20 protein-coding genes are annotated in these 19,493 nt (G+C 62.9%); 6 read left to right on the top strand and 14 right to left on the bottom strand.

Translation table 11 applies throughout. The features are described from left to right. Positions 1-98: 98 nt before the first annotated feature. The 4 genes from E4M07_RS11595 to E4M07_RS11610 all read right to left on the bottom strand — a co-directional run bounded on the left by E4M07_RS11595 (position 99) and on the right by E4M07_RS11610 (position 6,155). A complete protein-coding gene (locus tag E4M07_RS11595; protein WP_136658520.1) occupies positions 99-791 on the bottom strand; it encodes a hypothetical protein in 693 nt (230 codons plus the stop codon). Positions 792-887: 96 nt separating this feature from the next. Further along, entirely contained in the window at positions 888-2,192 is a 1,305-nt protein-coding gene (locus E4M07_RS11600; protein ID WP_136658521.1) for an FAD-dependent oxidoreductase, read from the bottom strand. Positions 2,193-2,208: 16 nt separating this feature from the next. Next, complete coding sequence (locus E4M07_RS11605; RefSeq protein WP_136658522.1) at positions 2,209-3,741, bottom strand: trimethylamine methyltransferase family protein; 1,533 nt, start codon at positions 3,739-3,741, stop codon at positions 2,209-2,211. Continuing rightward, the gene (locus E4M07_RS11610) at positions 3,738-6,155 is read right to left on the bottom strand and encodes an FAD-dependent oxidoreductase (RefSeq protein WP_136658523.1); all 2,418 of its coding nucleotides are present in this window, start codon (positions 6,153-6,155) and stop codon (positions 3,738-3,740) included. The genes E4M07_RS11605 and E4M07_RS11610 overlap by 4 nt, the downstream gene beginning before the upstream one ends. A 93-nt stretch (positions 6,156-6,248) precedes the next feature. Here E4M07_RS11610 and E4M07_RS11615 point away from each other — a divergent pair, with 93 nt between their 5' ends. After that, positions 6,249-6,923 carry a TetR/AcrR family transcriptional regulator gene (locus E4M07_RS11615; RefSeq protein WP_136658524.1) on the top strand — a complete coding sequence of 225 codons (675 nt, stop codon included), beginning with the start codon at positions 6,249-6,251 and terminating at the stop codon, positions 6,921-6,923. 84 nt (positions 6,924-7,007) lie between these two features. Here E4M07_RS11615 and E4M07_RS11620 read toward each other — a convergent pair whose 3' ends face one another. Continuing rightward, positions 7,008-7,874 carry a LysR family transcriptional regulator gene (locus tag E4M07_RS11620; RefSeq protein ID WP_136658525.1) on the bottom strand — a complete coding sequence of 289 codons (867 nt, stop codon included), beginning with the start codon at positions 7,872-7,874 and terminating at the stop codon, positions 7,008-7,010. Between the two features lie 113 nt (positions 7,875-7,987). Between E4M07_RS11620 and E4M07_RS11625 the strand changes: the two genes are divergently transcribed. Together E4M07_RS11625 and E4M07_RS11630 are read left to right on the top strand one after the other, a co-directional pair. Then, positions 7,988-9,148, top strand: coding sequence for a YbfB/YjiJ family MFS transporter (locus E4M07_RS11625; protein ID WP_169054188.1), 1,161 nt, complete (start codon positions 7,988-7,990; stop codon positions 9,146-9,148). A 151-nt stretch (positions 9,149-9,299) separates the two neighbouring features. After that, a complete protein-coding gene (locus E4M07_RS11630) occupies positions 9,300-9,482 on the top strand; it encodes a hypothetical protein (RefSeq protein WP_136658527.1) in 183 nt (60 codons plus the stop codon). A 23-nt stretch (positions 9,483-9,505) separates the two neighbouring features. Here E4M07_RS11630 and E4M07_RS11635 read toward each other — a convergent pair whose 3' ends face one another. After that, entirely contained in the window at positions 9,506-9,949 is a 444-nt protein-coding gene (locus E4M07_RS11635; RefSeq protein WP_136658528.1) for a thioesterase family protein, read from the bottom strand. 88 nt (positions 9,950-10,037) lie between these two features. On the opposite strand from E4M07_RS11635, the gene E4M07_RS11640 reads away from it, so the two are divergent. Next, positions 10,038-10,586, top strand: coding sequence for a histidine phosphatase family protein (locus tag E4M07_RS11640; RefSeq protein ID WP_169054189.1), 549 nt, complete (start codon positions 10,038-10,040; stop codon positions 10,584-10,586). Positions 10,587-10,612: 26 nt separating this feature from the next. On the opposite strand, the gene E4M07_RS11645 is transcribed toward E4M07_RS11640, so the two are convergent. Genes E4M07_RS11645 through E4M07_RS11675 form a run of 7 tightly spaced genes read right to left on the bottom strand, consistent with a single transcriptional unit; the run spans position 10,613 to position 16,917 of the window. Further along, positions 10,613-11,389, bottom strand: coding sequence for an HpcH/HpaI aldolase/citrate lyase family protein (locus tag E4M07_RS11645; RefSeq protein WP_136658530.1), 777 nt, complete (start codon positions 11,387-11,389; stop codon positions 10,613-10,615). A gap of 16 nt (positions 11,390-11,405) precedes the next feature. Further along, positions 11,406-12,212, bottom strand: a complete 807-nt coding sequence (hpaH, locus tag E4M07_RS11650; protein ID WP_206057233.1) for a 2-oxo-hept-4-ene-1,7-dioate hydratase — start codon at positions 12,210-12,212, stop codon at positions 11,406-11,408. Beyond that, the gene (locus tag E4M07_RS11655) at positions 12,209-13,072 is read right to left on the bottom strand and encodes a fumarylacetoacetate hydrolase family protein (protein ID WP_136658531.1); all 864 of its coding nucleotides are present in this window, start codon (positions 13,070-13,072) and stop codon (positions 12,209-12,211) included. The genes hpaH and E4M07_RS11655 overlap by 4 nt, the downstream gene beginning before the upstream one ends. A gap of 28 nt (positions 13,073-13,100) precedes the next feature. Beyond that, on the bottom strand, positions 13,101-14,081 hold the full coding sequence (hpaD, locus tag E4M07_RS11660) for a 3,4-dihydroxyphenylacetate 2,3-dioxygenase (protein WP_136658532.1): 981 nt from the start codon (positions 14,079-14,081) through the stop codon (positions 13,101-13,103). Positions 14,082-14,102: 21 nt separating this feature from the next. Beyond that, positions 14,103-14,957 carry a 3,4-dihydroxyphenylacetate 2,3-dioxygenase gene (hpaD, locus tag E4M07_RS11665; RefSeq protein WP_136658533.1) on the bottom strand — a complete coding sequence of 285 codons (855 nt, stop codon included), beginning with the start codon at positions 14,955-14,957 and terminating at the stop codon, positions 14,103-14,105. Positions 14,958-14,985: 28 nt separating this feature from the next. Then, positions 14,986-16,512, bottom strand: a complete 1,527-nt coding sequence (hpaE, locus tag E4M07_RS11670) for a 5-carboxymethyl-2-hydroxymuconate semialdehyde dehydrogenase (protein ID WP_136658534.1) — start codon at positions 16,510-16,512, stop codon at positions 14,986-14,988. Positions 16,513-16,530: 18 nt separating this feature from the next. Further along, positions 16,531-16,917 (bottom strand): 5-carboxymethyl-2-hydroxymuconate Delta-isomerase, encoded by a 387-nt coding sequence (locus E4M07_RS11675; RefSeq protein ID WP_136658535.1) that lies wholly within the window; start codon positions 16,915-16,917, stop codon positions 16,531-16,533. A gap of 149 nt (positions 16,918-17,066) precedes the next feature. On the opposite strand from E4M07_RS11675, the gene hpaR reads away from it, so the two are divergent. After that, a complete protein-coding gene (gene hpaR / locus E4M07_RS11680) occupies positions 17,067-17,504 on the top strand; it encodes a homoprotocatechuate degradation operon regulator HpaR (protein WP_136658536.1) in 438 nt (145 codons plus the stop codon). A gap of 39 nt (positions 17,505-17,543) precedes the next feature. Here the strand turns inward: hpaR and E4M07_RS11685 are convergent, their stop codons facing one another. Beyond that, positions 17,544-18,383 (bottom strand): nuclear transport factor 2 family protein, encoded by an 840-nt coding sequence (locus tag E4M07_RS11685; protein WP_206057234.1) that lies wholly within the window; start codon positions 18,381-18,383, stop codon positions 17,544-17,546. Positions 18,384-18,501: 118 nt separating this feature from the next. On the opposite strand from E4M07_RS11685, the gene E4M07_RS11690 reads away from it, so the two are divergent. Then, positions 18,502-19,389 carry a LysR family transcriptional regulator gene (locus E4M07_RS11690; RefSeq protein ID WP_136658537.1) on the top strand — a complete coding sequence of 296 codons (888 nt, stop codon included), beginning with the start codon at positions 18,502-18,504 and terminating at the stop codon, positions 19,387-19,389. The last annotated feature ends 104 nt before the right edge of the window (positions 19,390-19,493 follow it).

Raw genomic sequence — 19,493 nt, forward strand, 5'->3', positions numbered from 1 at the left:
TCTCCACAGACATGGCGCAGGATCGGGCGACAGCAACCAGGTTGACGACATGGCGCAGGCCGCCTAATCATGAAACCGCAACGCTGCCCGTTCCTTTTTCAACAGAGAACGGGACATCCCCAATACAAGCCTCCGACATATCTTATGCCAAATATGTTCTTAAAGAATATTCCGTACTCTGGATTGTTATTTATTGTCACTTTAAGCGTTCGAAACTGAGTATCGCTACGGCGTGCGGTTTCATCCAACCACTCCAGAGCCTTCCAAAGGTGGCTTGGGCTTCCAATCTCGTATTCATGCTCGTTAACAATCGACTTAAGCAGGGAAAGTGCCACTGTCGAATAGCTGCTTGCTTCGTCCTCTGCCAAAGCTATGAGAAAGGCGACGGCGGTATTGTTTCTTTCTTTGTCTTTCATATCAAGAAGATCGGCAGAACGCTGAAGCAACTCCGCGTGATTGCTCTCCGCTGTTACCTTCAACTGTTCAGAAGTGAGTGCCAATTGTCGCTCGGTGCGCTCACCTTGTCGCGCGGCTTCCGCGGCCTGTCGGTGCGCGGTGTACGTTCGCCACACGGCCAACGGCAATCCGATAAATCCCAGTCCAATCAAGGCGAAATTTCTTACCATTGCAGAACGGATTTCGGGGTCAGATGGCACACCATCTTCAAACACCCAATTCCAGACTTCGATGCCGATCAAGCCGATTATAAATACCACCACCGCGAGGAGTGGGCGCAGCGTTTTGAATGTGTCCCAAGCGACCGAGTATTTCTTGCCTTCGCCCACGTCCATCCCCATTTTCCTGTGGCGGCGAAGCTTACCCACAACCATGGGTATTTGACAATTTCCACAAATCTTGGCGCTTGGTGAGGCCGACGCCGTCACCCACTACCCCAGCACCGAGAAACTGCTTTCCCTGTTGATCTCGCGCTTGCGCGAATAAAAGCCGACATCGACGGTGCGGCCGATGTAGGGCAGGTCGAACTGCAGGGGGTTTGCATCGTGGTCGTTGCCCGCCTCGCAGTATTCGACGAGCGCCGCCATCATCTTGCCTGCGATGGGGGCGTTCTTGAACTGGTTGCCGCTCGAGCCGATGGCCATGTAGTAGCCGGGGATCTGCGACCTGTCGTAGATGGGGATCCAGTCGTCGGAGACGTCGTAGAGATCGACGACGCCCCTGGTCCGGCCCGGAATGCCGAGGCTCGGCACCCGCTGCGCGTAGCGCTGCGCCTGGACCGTCCACTGGTCGGTGAAATTCCTGTCGTAGTCGTCCGGATCGACCCATTCGCGCGGGTCGCACTCGGGGTCCTCGCTGCCGATCAGGATGAAATTGCCCTTTTCGGGCCGGCAGTAGCAGGCGATGTCGCTGTCGGAGGTGACGAACGCGCTGCCGAAGAAGTCGAAGCCCTCCGGCGCCGGAACGTGGACGACCTCCTGTCTCAGCGCATTGGTGGCGATCGTCATGTCGTCCAGCGCGCCGGCCATGGCATTGACCTTGGCCGAATGTGGCCCGGCGACATTGATGACCACCGGGGCGTGGATCTCGGTGCCGTCGTCGAGCGTCACGCCGCTGACGCGCCCGCCCGATTGCGTAATTTCAGTGACGGCGCGGTTGAACAGGAACGTGCCGCCGGCCGCCTCCGCGGCGCGCTGAAGGTTGTGCGTCGCCAGTTGCGGGTCGGTGATGTAGCCGGCGGTGGGGAAATGCACTGCCTCCTCGACGGTGCCGGTGCCCGGCTTGCCGAAATCCGGATTGTCCAGGCGCTTTGCCGGGAAATAGCTCGTGAGATCGTAGATCGGCAGCCGTTCGAGGATCTTCGCGGCGTTCCAGCGCTCGAAGGGGATATCGAGCTGTTCGCACAGCTCGGTGTGTTTGCGCATGTTACCGTTCTGCTCGGTGCACATGACAAGGCAGCCCGTCTCGCGGAACTCGGCGAGGCCGCGCTCGTCCTCGGCCGCCAGGTAGTCGGCCCAGTCGCGCCAGTAGTGGTAGCCCTCGTAGGCGAAGGCCGTCCCCTCGAGCGTCGAATAGTGGACGCGGATGATGGCGCAGGAGCCGCTGGTCGAGCCGTAACCGGCGGCCGGGTTCTTGTCGACCGAGACGGTGCGGATGCCCTTGCGGTTGAGTTCCAGCGCGGTCGCCGCGCCGATGATGCCTGCGCCGATGATGACGGCATCGGTTGTCTGGACCATCAATTACCTCCTAAATCTAGTCGACGGGCGGTGCGCCGCCCTCGCGGATGCGCCGCTCGACGAATTCCGAAATCGCTTCGCTACGGTCCGCCGCCAGCGGCGAGGGCGCGAACTCCGCCAGCGCCTTCTTCCACATGGCGTGCGCCTGCTCGACCGTCTGCAGGCCGCCGGCTTCCTCCCACTGGCCGAAATTCGTCCAGTCGCGGATCAGCGGCTCGTAGAACTGGCTGGAATAGCGCGCCATGGTCTGCTGCGCCTCGAAGAAGTGCCCGCCCGGCTTGACCTCTGCGATGGCGTCGAAGCCGATCGCGTCCGCGGTCGCCTCGACGGGTTTCATCGCCTGGGCGATGGTCTGACAGACCTCGAGGTCCATGATGAACTTCTCATAGGAAATCGTCAGGCCGCCCTCCAGCCAGCCGGCCGAGTGGAAGACGAGATTGGCGCCCCAAAGGCCAAGCTGCGTTTCGGCGGCGCTCTGCACATCCGGCGCGTTGCCGGCGGTGCCCGTCGCCGACCGCCACGGAATGCCGACATGGCGCGCCAGCTGGCCGGCGCCGAAATTGGTGCGGATATGCTCGGGCGTGCCGAAAACAGGCGCCCCCGATTTCATGTTCACGTTCGACGAGAACGCACCGTAGATCACCGGCGCGCCGGGGTTGACCGCCTGCGCCAGCACGATGCCGGCCATCGCCTCGGCATGGCTCAGCGTCAGCGAGCCGGCCTCGGTGATCGGCGCCATGGCGCCGGAGAGGCAAAACGGCGTGATGACCGACGGCTGCCCCCAGCGGGCGAAATCGATGATGCCCTGCGCCATGGGAATGTCGATCTGGCGCGGCGAGTTCGTATTGATGACCGTGTAGGTCCAGATGCGTTCCCTGAAGGCCGCCTCGGTCAGCCCGCGGGCAATGCGGATCATCTCGAAGGAATCGAGCACCTGTCCGCTGCCGCGCGCATAGACCCACGGCACCTTGTTCGAATTCTCAAGCTGCACCTTGCCGGCAATGAGATGACGCTCGTGGATCGGCACGTCCTGCGGTTCGATCGACGGCGCGAGGAAGGGAATGATGTCGAAATGCTGCTGCAGCCGGGTGAAGTCGACATAGTCCTGCAGCGTGCCGGCCCGGCGGCCGCGCTCGGTGTCGGTGACATTGGGACAGCCGGCTCCGGGTCCGAAATGCAGCGATTCCTTGTTGATGTCGATCCTGTTGCCGTCGCCGCCGTTCCAGGCCATCGAGCGGGGCGCCTTCGCCACAAACTCGGTGACGAGGTCACCCGGAAAATGCACCATCATGTCGTCGCGGACGTCGCAGCCGGCCTTGGCCAGGATCTGGCGCGCCTCGTCGTTGAGGACGCGCATGCCGAGTTCCTGCAGGACCCGCAATGACGTGCGGTGGATGGCCTCGACCTCGTCCGCGGACAGAACCTCCACCCGCGGCAGCGTGTTGCGGATGTGGCTGTAATAGGCGCCGTTCTCGTCGCCCTTGCCGGCGTCCTGCTGATGCCGCCGCCGGCCGCGACGACGGCTCTGGGCCTCTTGTGCGGCGGTCACAGGCGCATCCTTTCACCGTGCGGATCGAACGGGCTCGGCGCGACGACCCGCGCCCCGCGCTCGCGGCCGACCACGTGGACCGTCAGTTCCGAGCCGACCTCCGCCGCCTGCGGGTCAATGAGCGCCATGGCGAGGCTCTTTTGAATGCAATGGCCAAAGCCGCCCGAGGTCACGAACCCGACGCGCCTGTCGCCGTTCCACACCGGCTCGTATCCGGAGGTGTCGGCATCGTCCGCGTCGATTTCCAGCGTCACCAGCTTCTGCGGCGCCGTGTTCTGCTGCTTTTCCTTCAGCGCTCCGTCGCGCCCGATGAAATCGCCCTTGTCGAAATCGATCCAGCGGTCCATGCCGGTCATGCCCGGGGTATAGGCCTGGGTGAATTCCGCCGACCAGATGCCGAAGCTCTTTTCGAGCCGCAGCGAATTGAGCGCGTAGTAGCCGAACTCGTGCATGTCGTGTTCCGCACCGGCGGCCAGAAGCGTCTCGCGCAGGGTAATGTGTTCACTCGCCTGGCAGTTGATCTCGAAACCGAGTTCGCCGGTCACCGAAAGCCGCCCGACCTTCGCCCGGATGAGGCCGACATCGAGCGTCCTGCAGCCCATGAAGGGCAACGCCTTGTGGCCGACATCCTCATGGGTGAGGGCGGCCAGCACATCGCGCGATTTCGGACCGCAAAGCGCGAAGCCGACCATGTCGTCCGAAATATCGCGCACGCGAACGTCCTCGCCGGCCTCGATATGCCCGTGGAACCAGCGCATGTGCCATTCGCGCAGATAGTAGGATCCCATGATCCACCACGTGCCGTCACCCCAGTTGAAGATGGTGAGGTCGCCTTTGAGGCGCCCGTCGTGCCCGAGCATCGGTGCGAGCCGGGCCCGGCCGGGGTCGGGGAGGCGGCCGGCCATGACCCGGTTCAGCCAGGCCTCCACCCCTTCGCCTGTCACCGCGTAGCGGGAAAATCCGGTGATATCGATGAGGCCGACGCCGTCGCGCACCGCGCGGCATTCCTCGCCGACGATATCGAAGGCATTGGACCGCCGCAGCGTCGGCGTCTCTTCAAAGCCTTGCGGCGCGAACACGAGCGGCACTTCGAGGCCCCAGCTGCAGCCCCAGACCGCACCCTTTGCGGCCATCGCGTCATGGGCCGGCGCCTTCTTCAGCGGCCGCCCGGCAGGAAGCTGCTCGTTCGGATAGGTCATGACGAAACGGCGGGCATAGAACTGGCCGGTCGTCTGCTTGATATACTCCCGGTTGGAGGCGAAATCGCCGTAGCGGGCGATGTCCATCGGCCACGCATCGGCCTCCGGTTCGCCGTGGATCATCCATTCGGCCAGCGTCTTGCCGACGCCGCCGCCCTGCAGGAAGCCGGCCATGACGCCGCAGGCGAGCCAGTAGTTCCTGACCCCGCGCACCGGGCCGACCAGCGGGTTGCCGTCCGGCGAGAAGGTGAAGGCGCCGTTGACCCAGTTCTTGACGCCGACGCTCTCCAGCACCGGGTAGCGCTGGAAGGCCATGACCAGCTCGTCGGCGATCCGGTCGGTGTTTTCCTGCAGAAGCTCGATCCCGTATTCCCAGGGCGCGCCGTCGACGCTCCAGTGCTGCGGATTGGTCTCGTAGATACCGACCAGCATACCGTTCTGGTCCTGGCGCATATAAGTAAAGCCCTCGAGATCCACCATCATCGGCAGTTCGAAGTCGAGCGCCTCGATCTCCGGCACGGTCTCGGTGAGCAGGTAATGGTGTTCGAGCGGCGATACCGGCAGTTCCAGCCCCACCATGCGGCCGAGCTGCTTGGCCCACAGGCCGCCGGCATTGACCACGTGCTCGGCGTGCAGGGTGCCCTTTTCCGTCACCACGTCCCAACTGTGATCGGGGCGTTGGTGCAGTTCGAGGACCCGATTGTGCTCGATCACCTTGGCGCCGTGTTTTTTGGCCGCGCCGGCATAGGCCTGGACGGTTCCGGTGGTGTCGACATAGCCCTCGCGGTCGGCCCACAGGCCGCCGATCACGCCGGTCGTGTCCATGATGGGACACCGTTCCTTGATCTCCGCCGGCGTCATCAGGTGGCAGTCCTCGATGCCGATCGTCTGGAAGATCCGGTAGGCCGACTGCAGCCATTCCCAGCGGTCCGGCACCGACGCGACGGTGATGCCGCCGGTCATATGCATGCCGATGGACTGGCCGGATTCCCTTTCGATCTCGGACAACAGGTCGATCGTGTAGGCCTGCAGTGCGGCCATGTTCGGATCCGCGTTCAGCGCGTGAACGCCGCCGGCCGCGTGCCAGGACGAACCGGCCGTGAGCACCGAGCGTTCGATGAGGCAGATGTCATCCCAACCGAATTTCGCCAGGTGATAAAGGACCGAAGCTCCGACGACGCCGCCGCCGATCACAACGACACGATAATGATCCATGTTTGCCTCCCGATGGACCTGCCAGACTCGTCACTGTAGCTTAATTCCGAAAAATGTACTAGACACCTATGTACAGAAATGGAATCGAGACGCATGACGAACGGCAGCGTCGTTGAAATCGACGGAACGGAAACCGAGACCGGCAAGCGCACGACGCGCGAGGACTGGCTGGAACTCGCCAAGGACATCCTCGTCAACGAGGGGGTCGGCAGCATCAAGGTGATGGTGCTGGCGCAGAGGCTGGATGTTTCCCGCTCCAGTTTCTACTGGTTCTTCAAGAGCCGGCGCGATCTGCTCGACCAGCTCCTGCACCACTGGGAATACAAGAACACGACCAGCATCGTGGAACGCGCGCGGCGGCCGTCCCACTCGATTGTCGAGGCCGTTTTCAACCTGTTCGAATGCTGGGTCGACGAGACGGTCTACGATCCGGGCCTTGATTTCGCAGTGCGGGAATGGGCACGGCGTTCGCCCAAGGTCCGCGAACTGGTCGACCGGGCGGACAGTGACCGTGTCGCGGCGATCACCGACATGTTCGCCAGGCACGGATACGAGGAGCCCGAGTCCTTTGTGCGTGCCCGCGTCATCTATTTCATGCAGATCGGCTACTACGCACTCGGGGTCCGGGAGCCCCTCGACGTGCGCCTGTCCTATTCCGAGGCTTATGTGCGCAGCTTTACCGGGCAGGACCCCACGGCAACCGAAATGAACCGCTTCCGCGCCCTTGCGAAGAGGCTGGCCAAGGCGGCGAACAAAGCCAAGCGATAGATGTTTCGGGATTGCACCGCGGCCAAATGCGGTGCGATCTTGTACACCTATGTACGGAATATTCCGATGCCGGTGAGACCAGAGCTATACGGCAGGTAGAAGCTCAGTCAGGGCATCCAGCTTGCGGGAGGAATAGTCCGATCGCCATGTGAGCAAGGTCCTGATCGCGGCAAGCTTGCCGGGCAGGGGGTAGCGGCGGAACCGCCCGTCCGTCGCGACCATGTCGAGGACCGATTCCGGCACGACCGCGAAACCGGTGCCCGCCGCGACACCGGCGAGGATCGCGAGATAGGAACTCACCGCGATGATCGAGCCCGGGACAATGCCGCTGTCCAGCAGCCACTGCTCCAGGTAGCGGCGGTAGGCGCAGCCGGCCTCGAAGGCGATGACCGTCCGGCCACTGATTTCGCGCGTGTTTTCTAGCGGTGGGAAATCATGCGGAGCGACCAGGATGAGCTTTTCCTGAAAGACCGGTCGTACCTCGGCCCACTCGAATGAAGCCGGCTCGGCGATAAAGGCGATTTCGACGTCGTGGTTGCGCAGGCGCTCGACCAGACCGCCCGCGGTGTCGGTCTTGAGCTCTATGTCGACATCCGCATACAGCGCGTTGTAGCGCGACAGGATTTCAGGCAGGCGGGCGGCGGCGGTGCTTTCCATGGCGCCGATCCGGAACACGCCGCTCGGGCGGCCGTCCCTCAGCGCCTCGGTGGTCTCGATGGTCAGTTGCTGGAACCGCTCGGCATAGGCAAGCAGCAACTCGCCGTCCGGAGTCAGTGTCAGACCGCGATTGCGGCGCAGGAACAGCGTTTTCTGCAACTGCTCCTCCAGCTGCTTGATGCGGGTGCTGACGTTCGACTGGACCCGGTTCAGCCTGGCCGCCGCTTTAGAGATGCTGCCTTCGGCCGCCACCGTCCGGAATATTTCGAGCGCGCGCAGGTCGAGACCCTGCATTGCTATCTCCAAATGAGAAATCAGAATTCGTTTTAATTCGTTTTTCTAAATGTATCGCCGTTGTTACCTTTAGTGCAAGTCCCACGGTTTCAACGATGATGGCGGTGTTCCCGATGACCCATTCGACGGTCCGTATCATTGCGATAGGCATGGCATCGCTGGCCATCGCCATGGGCATCGGCCGGTTCGCCTTCACGCCGCTGTTGCCGATGATGCAGGCCGACGGGCTTGTCGACATCTCCGGTGGCGGCGTTCTCGCATCGGTCCATTTCGTCGGTTACCTGGCCGGTGCCGCCGGCGCGGCCTACCTTCCGGTTCCGCCAAAAACGACGCTCCGGTTATCGCTGATCTTCATTGCCTTGTGCACGCTGGCGACGGGGTTCACCGACAATTTTATTCTGTGGTCGGTCCTGCGTTTCCTGTGCGGTGTGCTCAGCGCCTTCACGCTCGTCCTCGTCAGCAATTTCTATGTGAAGCATCTGGCGGCGGCGGGCAGGGCGCAAGGCCAGGGCTGGGTGTTTTCCGGTGTCGGCGCGGGCATTGCCCTGGCCGGCCTCGGAGCGCTCGCCCTGATGGCCGCAGGCATTGGCAGCGCCGATGGCTGGATCCTGTTCGGCGCGGTTTCGCTGGTCGCCGCCGTGGCCGTCAGCGCCAATGTCGGCGCCGAGGTCGCGAAGGCTCCGGTCAGTCCGGGGAAGGCCGCCGAGCGGCGCAGCCCGATCGACTGGGTTGCAGTCGTCGCCTACGGCGCGGCCGGCATGGGCTACATTATTCCGGCGACCTATCTTCCGGTCATGGCGCGCGAGATCGTGTCGTCGCCCTTCCTGTTCGGGCTTGCCTGGCCGGTGTTCGGTCTGGCGGCGTTTTTCTCGACGCTGCTCGCGGCGCGCCTGCAGGCGCGCTTCTCCAACCGGCAGATCTGGGCCGCCGGCCAGTTCGTCATGGCCGCTGGTCTGCTGGTTCCCGTTCTTCTTCCCGACCTCGTCACCATCATGATCGCCGGTATCTGCGTCGGAGGCACCTTCATGATCATCACCATGATGGGCATGAAGGAGGCGCACCGCATCGCCCATGCCGATGACGTGATGCGCCATATCGGTGTTTTGACGGTCGCCTTTGCCGGCGGCCAGATGATCGGCCCGGTCTTCGCCGGGGCGATCCACGCGGTGACGGGCAGTTTCTCATCCTCGCTCGTCCTTGCGAGTGTTGCGCTTGTTGCGACGGGTGCGGCGCTCGTCCGGCGTCACGCCGGCCGCAAGGCCGTACATCCCTAAATCGCGCGACGCTATTCGCGAAAACGTGATCGCCAGGATCTGGCGTGGACACAATCGATCACTACGTGCCGGGCATGCTCCTGCGTTGTCAAAAGCTGAGAGCTTTCAACGCGTTGGTTGTCTCAACCTATCTGACGAAAGGAGGAAACCCATGACAACCCAGCAGGAAATCACCGGCCTGGAAGCCAGGCTTCAAATGATTCAGGACGAGATCGACCGCCGGCACGGCCGTGTCGATTCCGATGTGGACCGCGCGCGCAACCTCGAGAAAATCGATGAACTGCGCGCAGAAAGGGACCGGCTGCAAAGGTGGCTGACGGCACTCTCTCACTGAAACCTACCCGGTGACGCCATGCGTCACCGGGAATGGCCCGACAAGGTTTGCTCCAACACGGCCCGTATCTCCGCTGACGGTGCTGTCGACCGCCGGGTCACCGGATCGAAGAACACATTGACCGATTCGGACACGACGCAGCATGTGTCCCCCTGAAATATGGCGTAATGCGTGGTCATCGAACGATCGCCCGCAGCGGCGAGCATGCCGCCGACCTCGACGGAGCCGGGAAAGGTGATCTCGTGGAGATAGTCGACCGTCAGCCGGGCGAGCACGATCCCCTTCGAAGGAAGCCGGGTGTCGGCGAATATGTGTCCGAAAAGCCCCACGCGGCCCGATTCCAGGAAAGCCGTGATGGCGACATTGTTGACATGCTCCATCGGGTCCTGATCTGAGAAGCGTATGGAGACGGGCGTCCAGAATGTGTAGGCCGCGCGGTCGCGGGGTATCGATTTGTTGGTCGGCATGCGGCGTGCAGTCCTCTCCGAAAACGGTTTGAATTGGGAGGGGCCGTGTTTCCCGGCCCCGCCCGATGATTTTTTGAAGGAACGCCAAATGGCCTTTGAGTATCCGTTCTACTTTCTACGCCACGGTGAAACGGAATGGAACCGCACGCATAGGACGCAGGGGCAATATGACTCAAAATTGAACGAAACAGGCCGCGCGCAGGCCTGGCACGCGGCCGAATTGCTCAAGGAAGAGCCGATCGAGCGCATTGTGGCCAGTCCGCTGTCGCGGGCGCGTCACACGGCGGAGGCCGTTGCCGTCCACCATGACGTGGAATTGTCGTTCGATGACCATTTGATGGAGTGCCATCTCGGCGACCACCAGGGCGAGCCGCACGGGCCGTGGCTGGCGCAGTACTGGGCCGGCCGATACGATCCGCCGAACGGCGAGACCTACCGCACGTTTTGCGAACGCGTGTGGAATGCCCTGCAGCGCACCGTGGCGCTTGGCCCGAACACGCTGATCGTCGCACATGGCGGGCTGTGGAAGGCGGCGAGCGAATTTGTCGCCATGGAGCCGGACCTGGTTCCGCTGCCCAACGCCATTCCGATCCACGTTACCCCCGACAAGGGCCGCTGGCGCCAGCGCGTCTTATAGGATCCGGACGGTTTAGGGCAGACCGGTCAGCCGCGCAGCTTTTCCGCTTCCGCGGCTGCGCCGCGAATCGCATTCGCAAACAGGGTGACATCCATGGCGGTCGCCACGAAGGTGGCGCCGAGGTCGATGCAATGCTTCGCGAAAGCCGGGTCCGTGGCCAGCGTTCCGGAGGCCTTGTCGCTCTGCGCGATACGTTCGAATGTGTCCTTGATGGCCGCTTGGACATCTGGTGCGCCCGGATTGCCGAGGTGGCCAAGATCGGCAGCAAGATCGGCCGGCCCGATGAAGACACCGTCAACGCCGTCGACGGAGAGGATGTCGTCGAGCGCCGCGAGGCCGGCACGGTTTTCCACCTGGACAAGCAGACAGATCTGCTCATCCGCCGTCGGAATATAGTCCTTGATCATGCCGAACTTCGAAGCACGCGCCGTGGTCGGTCCGACACCGCGCATGCCTGTCGGCGGGTAACGCACGGCCCGCACAAGTTGCTCGGCCTGCTCGCCGGATTCCACCATCGGCACCAATATTGTCTGTGCGCCGGCATCGAGCATCTGCTTGATGATCCACGCCTCGCCGACCGGCACACGAACCGCCGGGTGTGACGCCGAGGCATCAATCAGGGTGAGCTGATCGCGAGTCGAACGCAGATCGTTGGTCGCATGTTCATTGTCGATCAGCAGCCAGTCGAATCCGGCCGTTGCGGAAATCTCGGCCGCGTAGTGGTTCGCCATCGACAGCCAGCAGCCGATTTGCAACTCGCCGTTCTTCAGCGCGGCCTTAAACGGATTTATGGGTGCGGGCATCGAGTGTTCCTGTTCTTCAAGCGAAAGTCTGCGTAACGGTGCCGAACGGGCCGAAATCGGCGTGGAAATGATCTCCGGGCCGGGCCTCGACGGGACGTATGAACGATCCTGATAGCACCACATCCCCGGCGCGGATAGACTGGTCGTAGGCGGCAAGCCGCTCCACCAGCCAGACGATGCCGGCGACAGGATCGTTCAGTACGCCGGCACCGAGGCCCGTTTCCTCCACCTCTCCGTTGCGCATCAGGATGGCGCCGGTCCAGCGCAGGTCGAAAGCCGCCGGATCGTGGCGCTGTGTTCCGAGCACGACGCCGGCATTGGCGGCGTTGTCGGCGATCGTGTCGACGATCGAGCGCGGCTGGCCGGTCTCGGGATCGCTCCGCAGGATGCGCGTGTCGAGGATTTCGAGGGAAGGGGCCACATAGTCCGTTGCTGCGAGGACCGCGTCTCGGGTGATGGAAGTGCCCGAGAGCGGCGCCTTCATGGCGAATGCGATTTCGGCTTCGATGCGCGGCCGGATGAAGCGGCCGGGAGGGACGGTCCCGCCGTCCTCGAACAGCATATCGTCGAACAGGATGCCGCTGTCGGGGATGTCGATCTTCAGTACGTCCTGCATTGCCTTGGACGTCAGGCCGATCTTCCAGCCGACGATCGATCTGCCGGCTTGCCGCTTGCGTTCCACGAGCGCCGCCTGGACCGCATAGGCATCGTCCATCGTCATGTCGGGATGGCGCCGTGACAAAAGCCCGATCTGAGCGCCGCTTTTCTCGGCTTGGAACAGGTCGGCTGCGGCAGCCGCGATCTCGTCCTTCGACAGGCTCATTCCTCGTCCTCGACCGTATTGCGCAGGATGCCGATGCCTTCGCCTTCCACCTCGATCACGTCGCCCGGCTTCAGGAACTGCGGCGGATCGAGCCGTGCGCCTGCGCCGGTCGGCGTTCCGGTGATGATGATATCGCCGGGCACCAGCGTCGTGAATGTCGAAATATAGGCGATCTGGCGCGGTATCGGAAAGATCATCCGGCCGGTGCGGTCGTCCTGGCGGACCGCGCCATTCACACGCGTGGTAATGCGGACATCCTCGAGCTGCGCGCGGTCGCGGAAGGGCACGAGCCATGGGCCGAGGGCGCCCGACCGGTCGAAATTCTTGCCCTGCGTCACGTTGAACTTGGCATGGCGGACCCAGTCGCGCAGCGTTCCCTCGTTGCAAAGGCTTATCGCCGCGATGTGGTCATAGGCCTTAGCCTGGGGAATATGCCGGCCGCCCTTGCCGATGACGATGGCGATCTCGCCCTCATAGTCCAGCTTGTCGGAAGCCTTCGGCCGGATGAGCGGCCGGTCGTGGCCGGTGAAGGAGCGCGGGAAACGGATGAACAGGGACATGTTCTCCGGCTGGTCCTTGCCGTCCTTGTATTCGGCGTTGCGGTCGGGGAAGTTGACGCCGACGCAGATGATCTTCTCCGGGTTCGGAAGCGGGATTTCAAAGGCGAATGTGCCGGTCTTGTGCGTGACCGACCGGCCTTGCGCCGCCTCCAGCAGCCGGTCCAGCCCGTCCGCCTCGATCGCGGCGCGCAGGTCCGGCCATTGCGGGAAATCAGGCGACAGGGCGACCATGCCGCCATCCTCGACCGCGCCGTAGTAGCGCGTGCCATCAACCGAATAGCTGGCCAGTTTGCCGGTCATCTCAGATTCGTCCCTTTGCTGTCGGCCGCTACGGCGCGATGATGGGTTGGGATTTCAGGTCGCTCTCGACCGGGGTCGCCCCGTCAAAGAGGCTGCCTTCCTCGAACCACGACCGGGGCGCCGGCGCGCCCCACAGCGTCTGGCGCTGCGGGTCTTTGAGATCCCAGCGGATCGGCTCGAGATCCGGATCCACCGTCTGGTAGTCGGAATTGTAGATCTCGATCCGGTTGCCGTCGGGGTCGAGCACATAGAGGAAGAAGGCGTTGGATATGCCGTGGCGGCCGGGGCCGCGCTCGATATTGTCGAGATAGCCCGTCGTCGACATGATATCGAGCAGATCGATGATGTTGAGCGGGTTCGGCACCCAAAATGCCGTGTGGTGCAGGCGCGGTCCCAGCCCGTTGGTAAAGGCGACATCGTGGACGCCGCCCTTGCGGTGCATCCACGCGGCCCAGATGCGTCCGGTTTCCTTGTCGTCCGTGTATTCCGTCGTGCGGAACCCCATCTCGTTATAAAATGCGACGGCTTCATCGACGTTCGATGAGAACATGTTGAAATGGTCGATGCGCAGCGGCCGCACCCCGTGATAGAGCTTGTAGTGCTGGTGGATCGGCTCGAGCCGGTCCATTTTTACGTAGAACTCCATCGGGATGCCCCACGGATCTCGCGTGCGCAGCGTGCGACCCATGAACGGCCTCTCCACCCATTCAACCGGCAGGTTCCTGCCTTCGAAAAAGGCCGCCGCCTTGTCGAGGTCCGGCTCGTCGAAAAGCTTGAAGCCGAGCACGTTGACGGCCGGGGTCTGCGATTTCACCAGCGCGATGCAATGATGGCCGCGTTCTTCCAGCGCGCGCAGATAAACCCGGTCATTGCCTTCGTGGGTCACCTGCAGGCCGAGCAGGTCGGCGTAGAAGGCCTTCGAGGCGTCAAGGTCGGTCACCGCGTATTCGACATGGCTCAGGCGCACGATGTTGAAGGGCGGATAAAGGACGGGTGAGGGGACTGGCATGGTTTGGTCTCCTGATTTGCCTTACTGGACCGGAAAGACGACGTTGGCCTGGCCGGTGCCGGAGCTCGGGAAATATTCGCCGATCAGTTCGCCCTTGCCGGCATACTGATCCCAGCCGAGCGCCGCGAACAGCATGACCGTGTCATGCATGCTGCCTTCGCCGCAGCAGTAATCCGCATATTCCGGCAGCATTTTGAGGAATGTCGCGATCTCGCCCTGCTGCCACAGATCAAGGACATGCAGGTCCACCTGGCGGTTGAACTCCGACGAGATGGTGAAGGTGCCGTTATTGGCCTCGTATTCGTCATTGCCCCAGATCTTGTGGCTGAGCGATCCGGACGCCAGGAGCAGCACCTTGGAGTCGCTTTCCTCGACCGCCTCTCGGATTGCCTCGCCGAGCTTGCGCGAGGATTCGTAACTGTGCACCGTGCACCAGGCGGCCACCGACACGACCTTGAAATCGCCCTCGCTGGCCATGTAGCGCATCGGCACCAGCGTGCCGTATTCGAGGTCGAGGCTGTCGATCTGGTGCGACAGGGTAAAGGCGCCCCTGGCGGAAGCCTTTTCCGCGATCAGGTCGCCGAGCGCCGCGTTGCCCTCATAGGCGTATTCGAGGCCCTGGATGAACTGCGGGAATTCGTGGCTGGTGAAAATGCCCTCGAACCTGTGGTTGGCGTTGATGTGGTAGCCGGCATTGACGCACCAGTGCGTGTCCAGCACGACGATCGTGTCGGCGCCGAGCGCCCTGGCGCGGCGGGCGATTTCCTTGTGGCCGTCGATCGCCTGCTGGCGGCAGCCGTGCAGGCGGCCCGGCTGCTCCGACATGATCATGGTCGGCACGTGGGTGATCTTGGCGGAAAGGACGATCTCTCCCATTTGCTCCTCCCTGGGTTTCTCGAAAGGGCTAGCTTGCGCCGAGCTTCGGGATGGCGTGTTGACCCAGAGCAAGTCCGATATGCTTTTGCTCCATGTAGAATTCGAAGGACCAGTCGCCGCCGTCGCGGCCGATGCCGCTGGCCTTGACGCCGCCGAAAGGCGTCGGCAGGTGGCGCACATTCTCCGAATTCACCCAGATCATTCCGGCCTCGAGCTTCTCGGTGAAGCGCAGCGCCCGGGTGATGTCGTTGGTCCACACATAGCCGGTGAGGCCGTAGGCGACACCGTTGGCGATTTCCAGCGCTTCCTCTTCGGTGTCGAAGGGAATTGCCGTCAGCACCGGGCCGAATATTTCCTCCTGGGCGATGCGCATGTCGGGCCGTGCATCGGTGAAGAGGGTCGGCCGCACAAAGTGGCCGTTGCCCTCCGGCGCCGTGCCGCCTGCGGCAATGGTCGCGCCGTCCTCGCGGGCGATGTCGAAATAGGACGTGACCTTGTCGAAATGCACCTTGTGGATCAGCGGTCCGATCTCGGTGGCCGGATCCAAAGGATGGCCGACGCGGATATTGTTCACCCGTTCGACGAGCCTGGTCTGGAATTCATCCGCGATGCTGCTTTGCACGAGCAGCCGGCTGGACGACGTACAGCGCTCGCCGTTGAGCGAATAGATCATGAAGACCGCGGCATCCAGCGCCCGGTCGAGGTCGGCATCGTCGAAGACGACGACGGGGTTCTTGCCGCCAAGCTCGAAATGCACGCGCTTCAGCGTGTCGGCCCCCTGTTTCATGATCATCGAGCCGGTGCGGCTTTCGCCGACAAAGGCGATGGCCTTGATGTCGGGATGTTCGGTCAGCGCCTTGCCGGCGTCCTCGCCGAAACCGTTGACGAGATTCCACACGCCCTTGGGCAGGCCGGCCTCGTCGGCGATCTCCATCAGGATGCGCGCCGTCAGCGGCGAGAATTCCGCCGGCTTGTGCACCACCGTGCAGCCGGCGGCGAGCGCCGGTGCGATCTTCCATGTCGACAGCATGAACGGTGTGTTCCAAGGCGTGATCACGCCCACCGGCCCGATCGGAACGCGGGTGGTGATGTTCATCAGCGTTGCCGAGGGCAGGGCCTGACCGTCGCGCGCGGCCGTCGCCTTCCCGGCGAAGAAGCGGAAATTCTCGGCCCCGCGCAACGCCGCCTTCGACATGAAGCGCAGCGCCTGGCCCGTGTCCCAGCACTCGCAAAGGGCGATTTCCTCGGCCCGCTCGACGATGGCGTCGGCGATCCGGTTGAGGATCGCCTTGCGTTCCGTCGCCTTCATGTCGCGCCAGGCGGGAAAGGCGTCCTTCGCTGCCTTTGCCGCCGCGTCGATGTCCTTCGCGCCGCCCTTGGCGACGGCACAGATCAGGCTGTCGTCGACCGGCGAGCGGGTCTCGAATGTTTCACCGGAGGAAGCCGCAACGCTCGTGCCGCCGATGTGATTGCGAATGCCGTCCTGCCGGAATCGGGCGAGATAGCCCTCGAGCTTCGTCAGATTTTGGTCGAGGCCGGGCTGATTGTTGGTCATCGCTTGGCTCCTCTAGCTTCACGCGCCGTCGATATGGTCGCGGATCGTATTCAGTTTCGGGCTCAGTTCCGGATCGATGTCGCGCATTTCCAGCGACAGGGCGATCGGCCGCGTCTTGATGAGATCGGCCAGATGGTCCCGCGCCGCTGCGAAAATCGCCTCGGTTGCCGCCTTGCGCACATCGAGGGTGCGGCCGCCGCGCAGGCGCACCGACATGTCGATGAAGCCGTGCCCAGGGCTGCCGTCGGCGATCGCGTAGTGCTCGCAGCGAATGGCGCGCACGCGAATGCCCGCCTTCGCAAAAGCGCCCGTCTCGATCGCCGCCTCACGCAGGCGGTCGCAAAAGGCGGCCATGTCGATCTCCGATTCCAGATTTGCCGAATATTCGATCGATAGATGCGGCATTGCGGATTGAACCTCCCTGGATATTAATTAACATGTTAATCATATTGGATCGACGATGTCAAGTGGATATGCGAAGCCTACAGTCTTGCGAAGCGAATGACGATCGGTGATGGTGAAGGGGCAATCAAGCCGAGCACCGGGACAGTGAAATGAGTGACAAAAAGCTGCGCGCGACATCAAGGGCATTGCCGATCGCGCTGTTGCGGGCGCGCGAGACGGTGATGGGTCAGATCCGGCCCATGCTCGCCGATGCCGGCGTGACGGAGCAGCAGTGGCGGGTGCTGCGCGTCCTGGCCGAGGATGGCGGGATGGACCCGACGGACATTGCCGAAAAGTCCTGCCTGCTCCTGCCGAGCCTGACGCGTATTCTGAAGTTCCTGGAGGAAAACGGCCTGGTGACGCGCAAGCGTCATGAGACGGACGGGCGCCGCCACCTCGTGCAGATTACCGACAAGGGCCGGCAGCTGATCGACGAGAAAGCGCCTGCCAGCAACCGCATCTACGCCGAGCTGGAAAAATCGTTCGGTGCGAAAAAAATGTACAGGCTGCTTGATCTGCTCGACGAGCTCGCGCACCTGAAGTTGTGAGCCGGCGAAACCATCGCCGCCGGCTCCAACTGAAAACTGCTAGAACTTGCCGTTCGTATTTGCCGCTTCCGATGCCGGCAGGATCGGTGCGATCACGTCCCAGTGCTCGGCGATCTTGCCGTTTTCGACGCGGAACAGATCGTAGAAAGCCATCGGCTTTTCGCCGATAACCCCCTCGGACATCGCCAGGACAAAATTGCCGTCCGCAAGAACCCGGTGGTTCCGCGTGAACCGCATGCTCATGCCGGCCTTGGCCATCTCCTCGAGCGCCGACCCCAGGCCGCTCAGACCGTCGCCGATATTCGCATTGTGCTGGATGTAGTTGTCGCCGTCGAAATAGGCCGGCATCCTGTCATAGGCGCCGCCGACCAGCACCTCATTGATGAATTCCGTGACAAGCGCGCGGTTGGCATCGGTCTTGTCCCGGTCGGTGGCATCGGTCGGGCCGTCCGTCTGCGAGCGGCCGGACGGATTCGGTGCGGCGACCGGCTGCAGATTGTCCCAGTGTTCGACGATTTTGCCGCCGTCGACGCGGAAGACATCGAAGGCGACAAGCGGCTCCGGCCCGAAGCCCGTGTAGATGCCGTGGACGAAGCCGGTATCACCATCGGCGAAGGATCGGATCAGCGTGTATTCGAAGTCCGGATTGCCGGCAATGACCTGGCCGGCCAGGCCCTTGAGCGCGTCTAACCCGGTGGGAACCTGCTGATTGTGCTGGACATAGGGTTCGGCGAAATAGGTGTCGATCGCGCCGACATTCTTGTTGACCATCAGTTCGGTCATGGCACCGGTGACGATTTCCCCGGTATCCGCGGCCGGGGCGGCGGTCGAGGCCAGGACAAGCGCCAGGGCGGATGCTGCGAGCGTGCGAATAATCATCTGTCTGTTTCCTTGTTGGCCGGCACAGCGCCGGATGCCCGCCAATATGGTGCGTTGCCCGGATGTGCATAAGATGATTTAATTGGATTTCATTGTTCGATAATCTGATGGAATCGATATGCTCGATCATCTCAGGGCCATGGCCGTGTTTTCCGCGGTCGCCGAAGCGGGATCGTTCCGTGCCGCCGCGACACGGCTCGGCATCTCGCCCTCGGTTGTCAGCCATCACGTGACCGCGCTTGAGCGACATCTCGACACGCCGCTGATCTACCGTTCGACCCGCAGGCTCAGCCTGACAGAAGCCGGCAGGCGCCTTGCGCGTTCGGCCGACGCGATGGTGCGCGCCGCGGAGGAGGGCTATCAGGCCGTTGGCCAGGAGGCCGGGAGCCCGTCTGGCGGCCTGAAGATAACCGCGCCCGCCGTTTTCCAGTACGCGCTGTTCGTCAAGCGCGTTGCCGAATTCATGAAACTGCACCCGAGGGTCGAGATCTCCGTCAACTTTTCGGATCGCTGGCGCAACCTTGTGGAGGATGGGTTCGACCTGGCCTTCCGCATCGGGCCGCTGCGGGATTCGTCCCTCAAGGCGCGCAAGCTCGTTGACGGGCAACAGTTCCTCTGCGCTTCGCTGGCCTATCTGAAGCGCCGGCACGTGCCAAAAGGCCCCGATGAACTCGAGGGCCTTGAAATGATCGGCTTTACCGGACGCTCCTATACGATCGCGTTGACCGGCGGAGGCGGTGGCCGGGAACGGCGCCAATTGCGCATGCACAACCGGCTGGTGGTCGATTCGGGATTCGCGGCGATGCGTCTTGCCGAGGAGGGATGCGGTATCACCGTGCTGCCGGATTTCCTCGCCCGCGCACCGCTGGAGGCCGGCCGCCTTGTCGAAGTGCTGCCGGACTGGTCCGTGCCGACATTCGGCATCTATGCCGTCTGGCCCGACAATCCCGGCACCAATACGCTGAGGGCATTGTTCGTCGACTTCGTTGCCGAAATTGGCAAATAGGCGCAAGACGTCTCGGCCCCGGGGGTGCATCGGGCGCGGTGGCCGGCACGGAGCCGAATAATGTTCGACATCCGGCTTCGGATGGGCCCTAATAGAACAAACAT

The sequence above is a fragment of the Nitratireductor sp. XY-223 genome (assembly GCF_004959855.1).
Classification (GTDB): domain Bacteria; phylum Pseudomonadota; class Alphaproteobacteria; order Rhizobiales; family Rhizobiaceae; genus Hoeflea_A.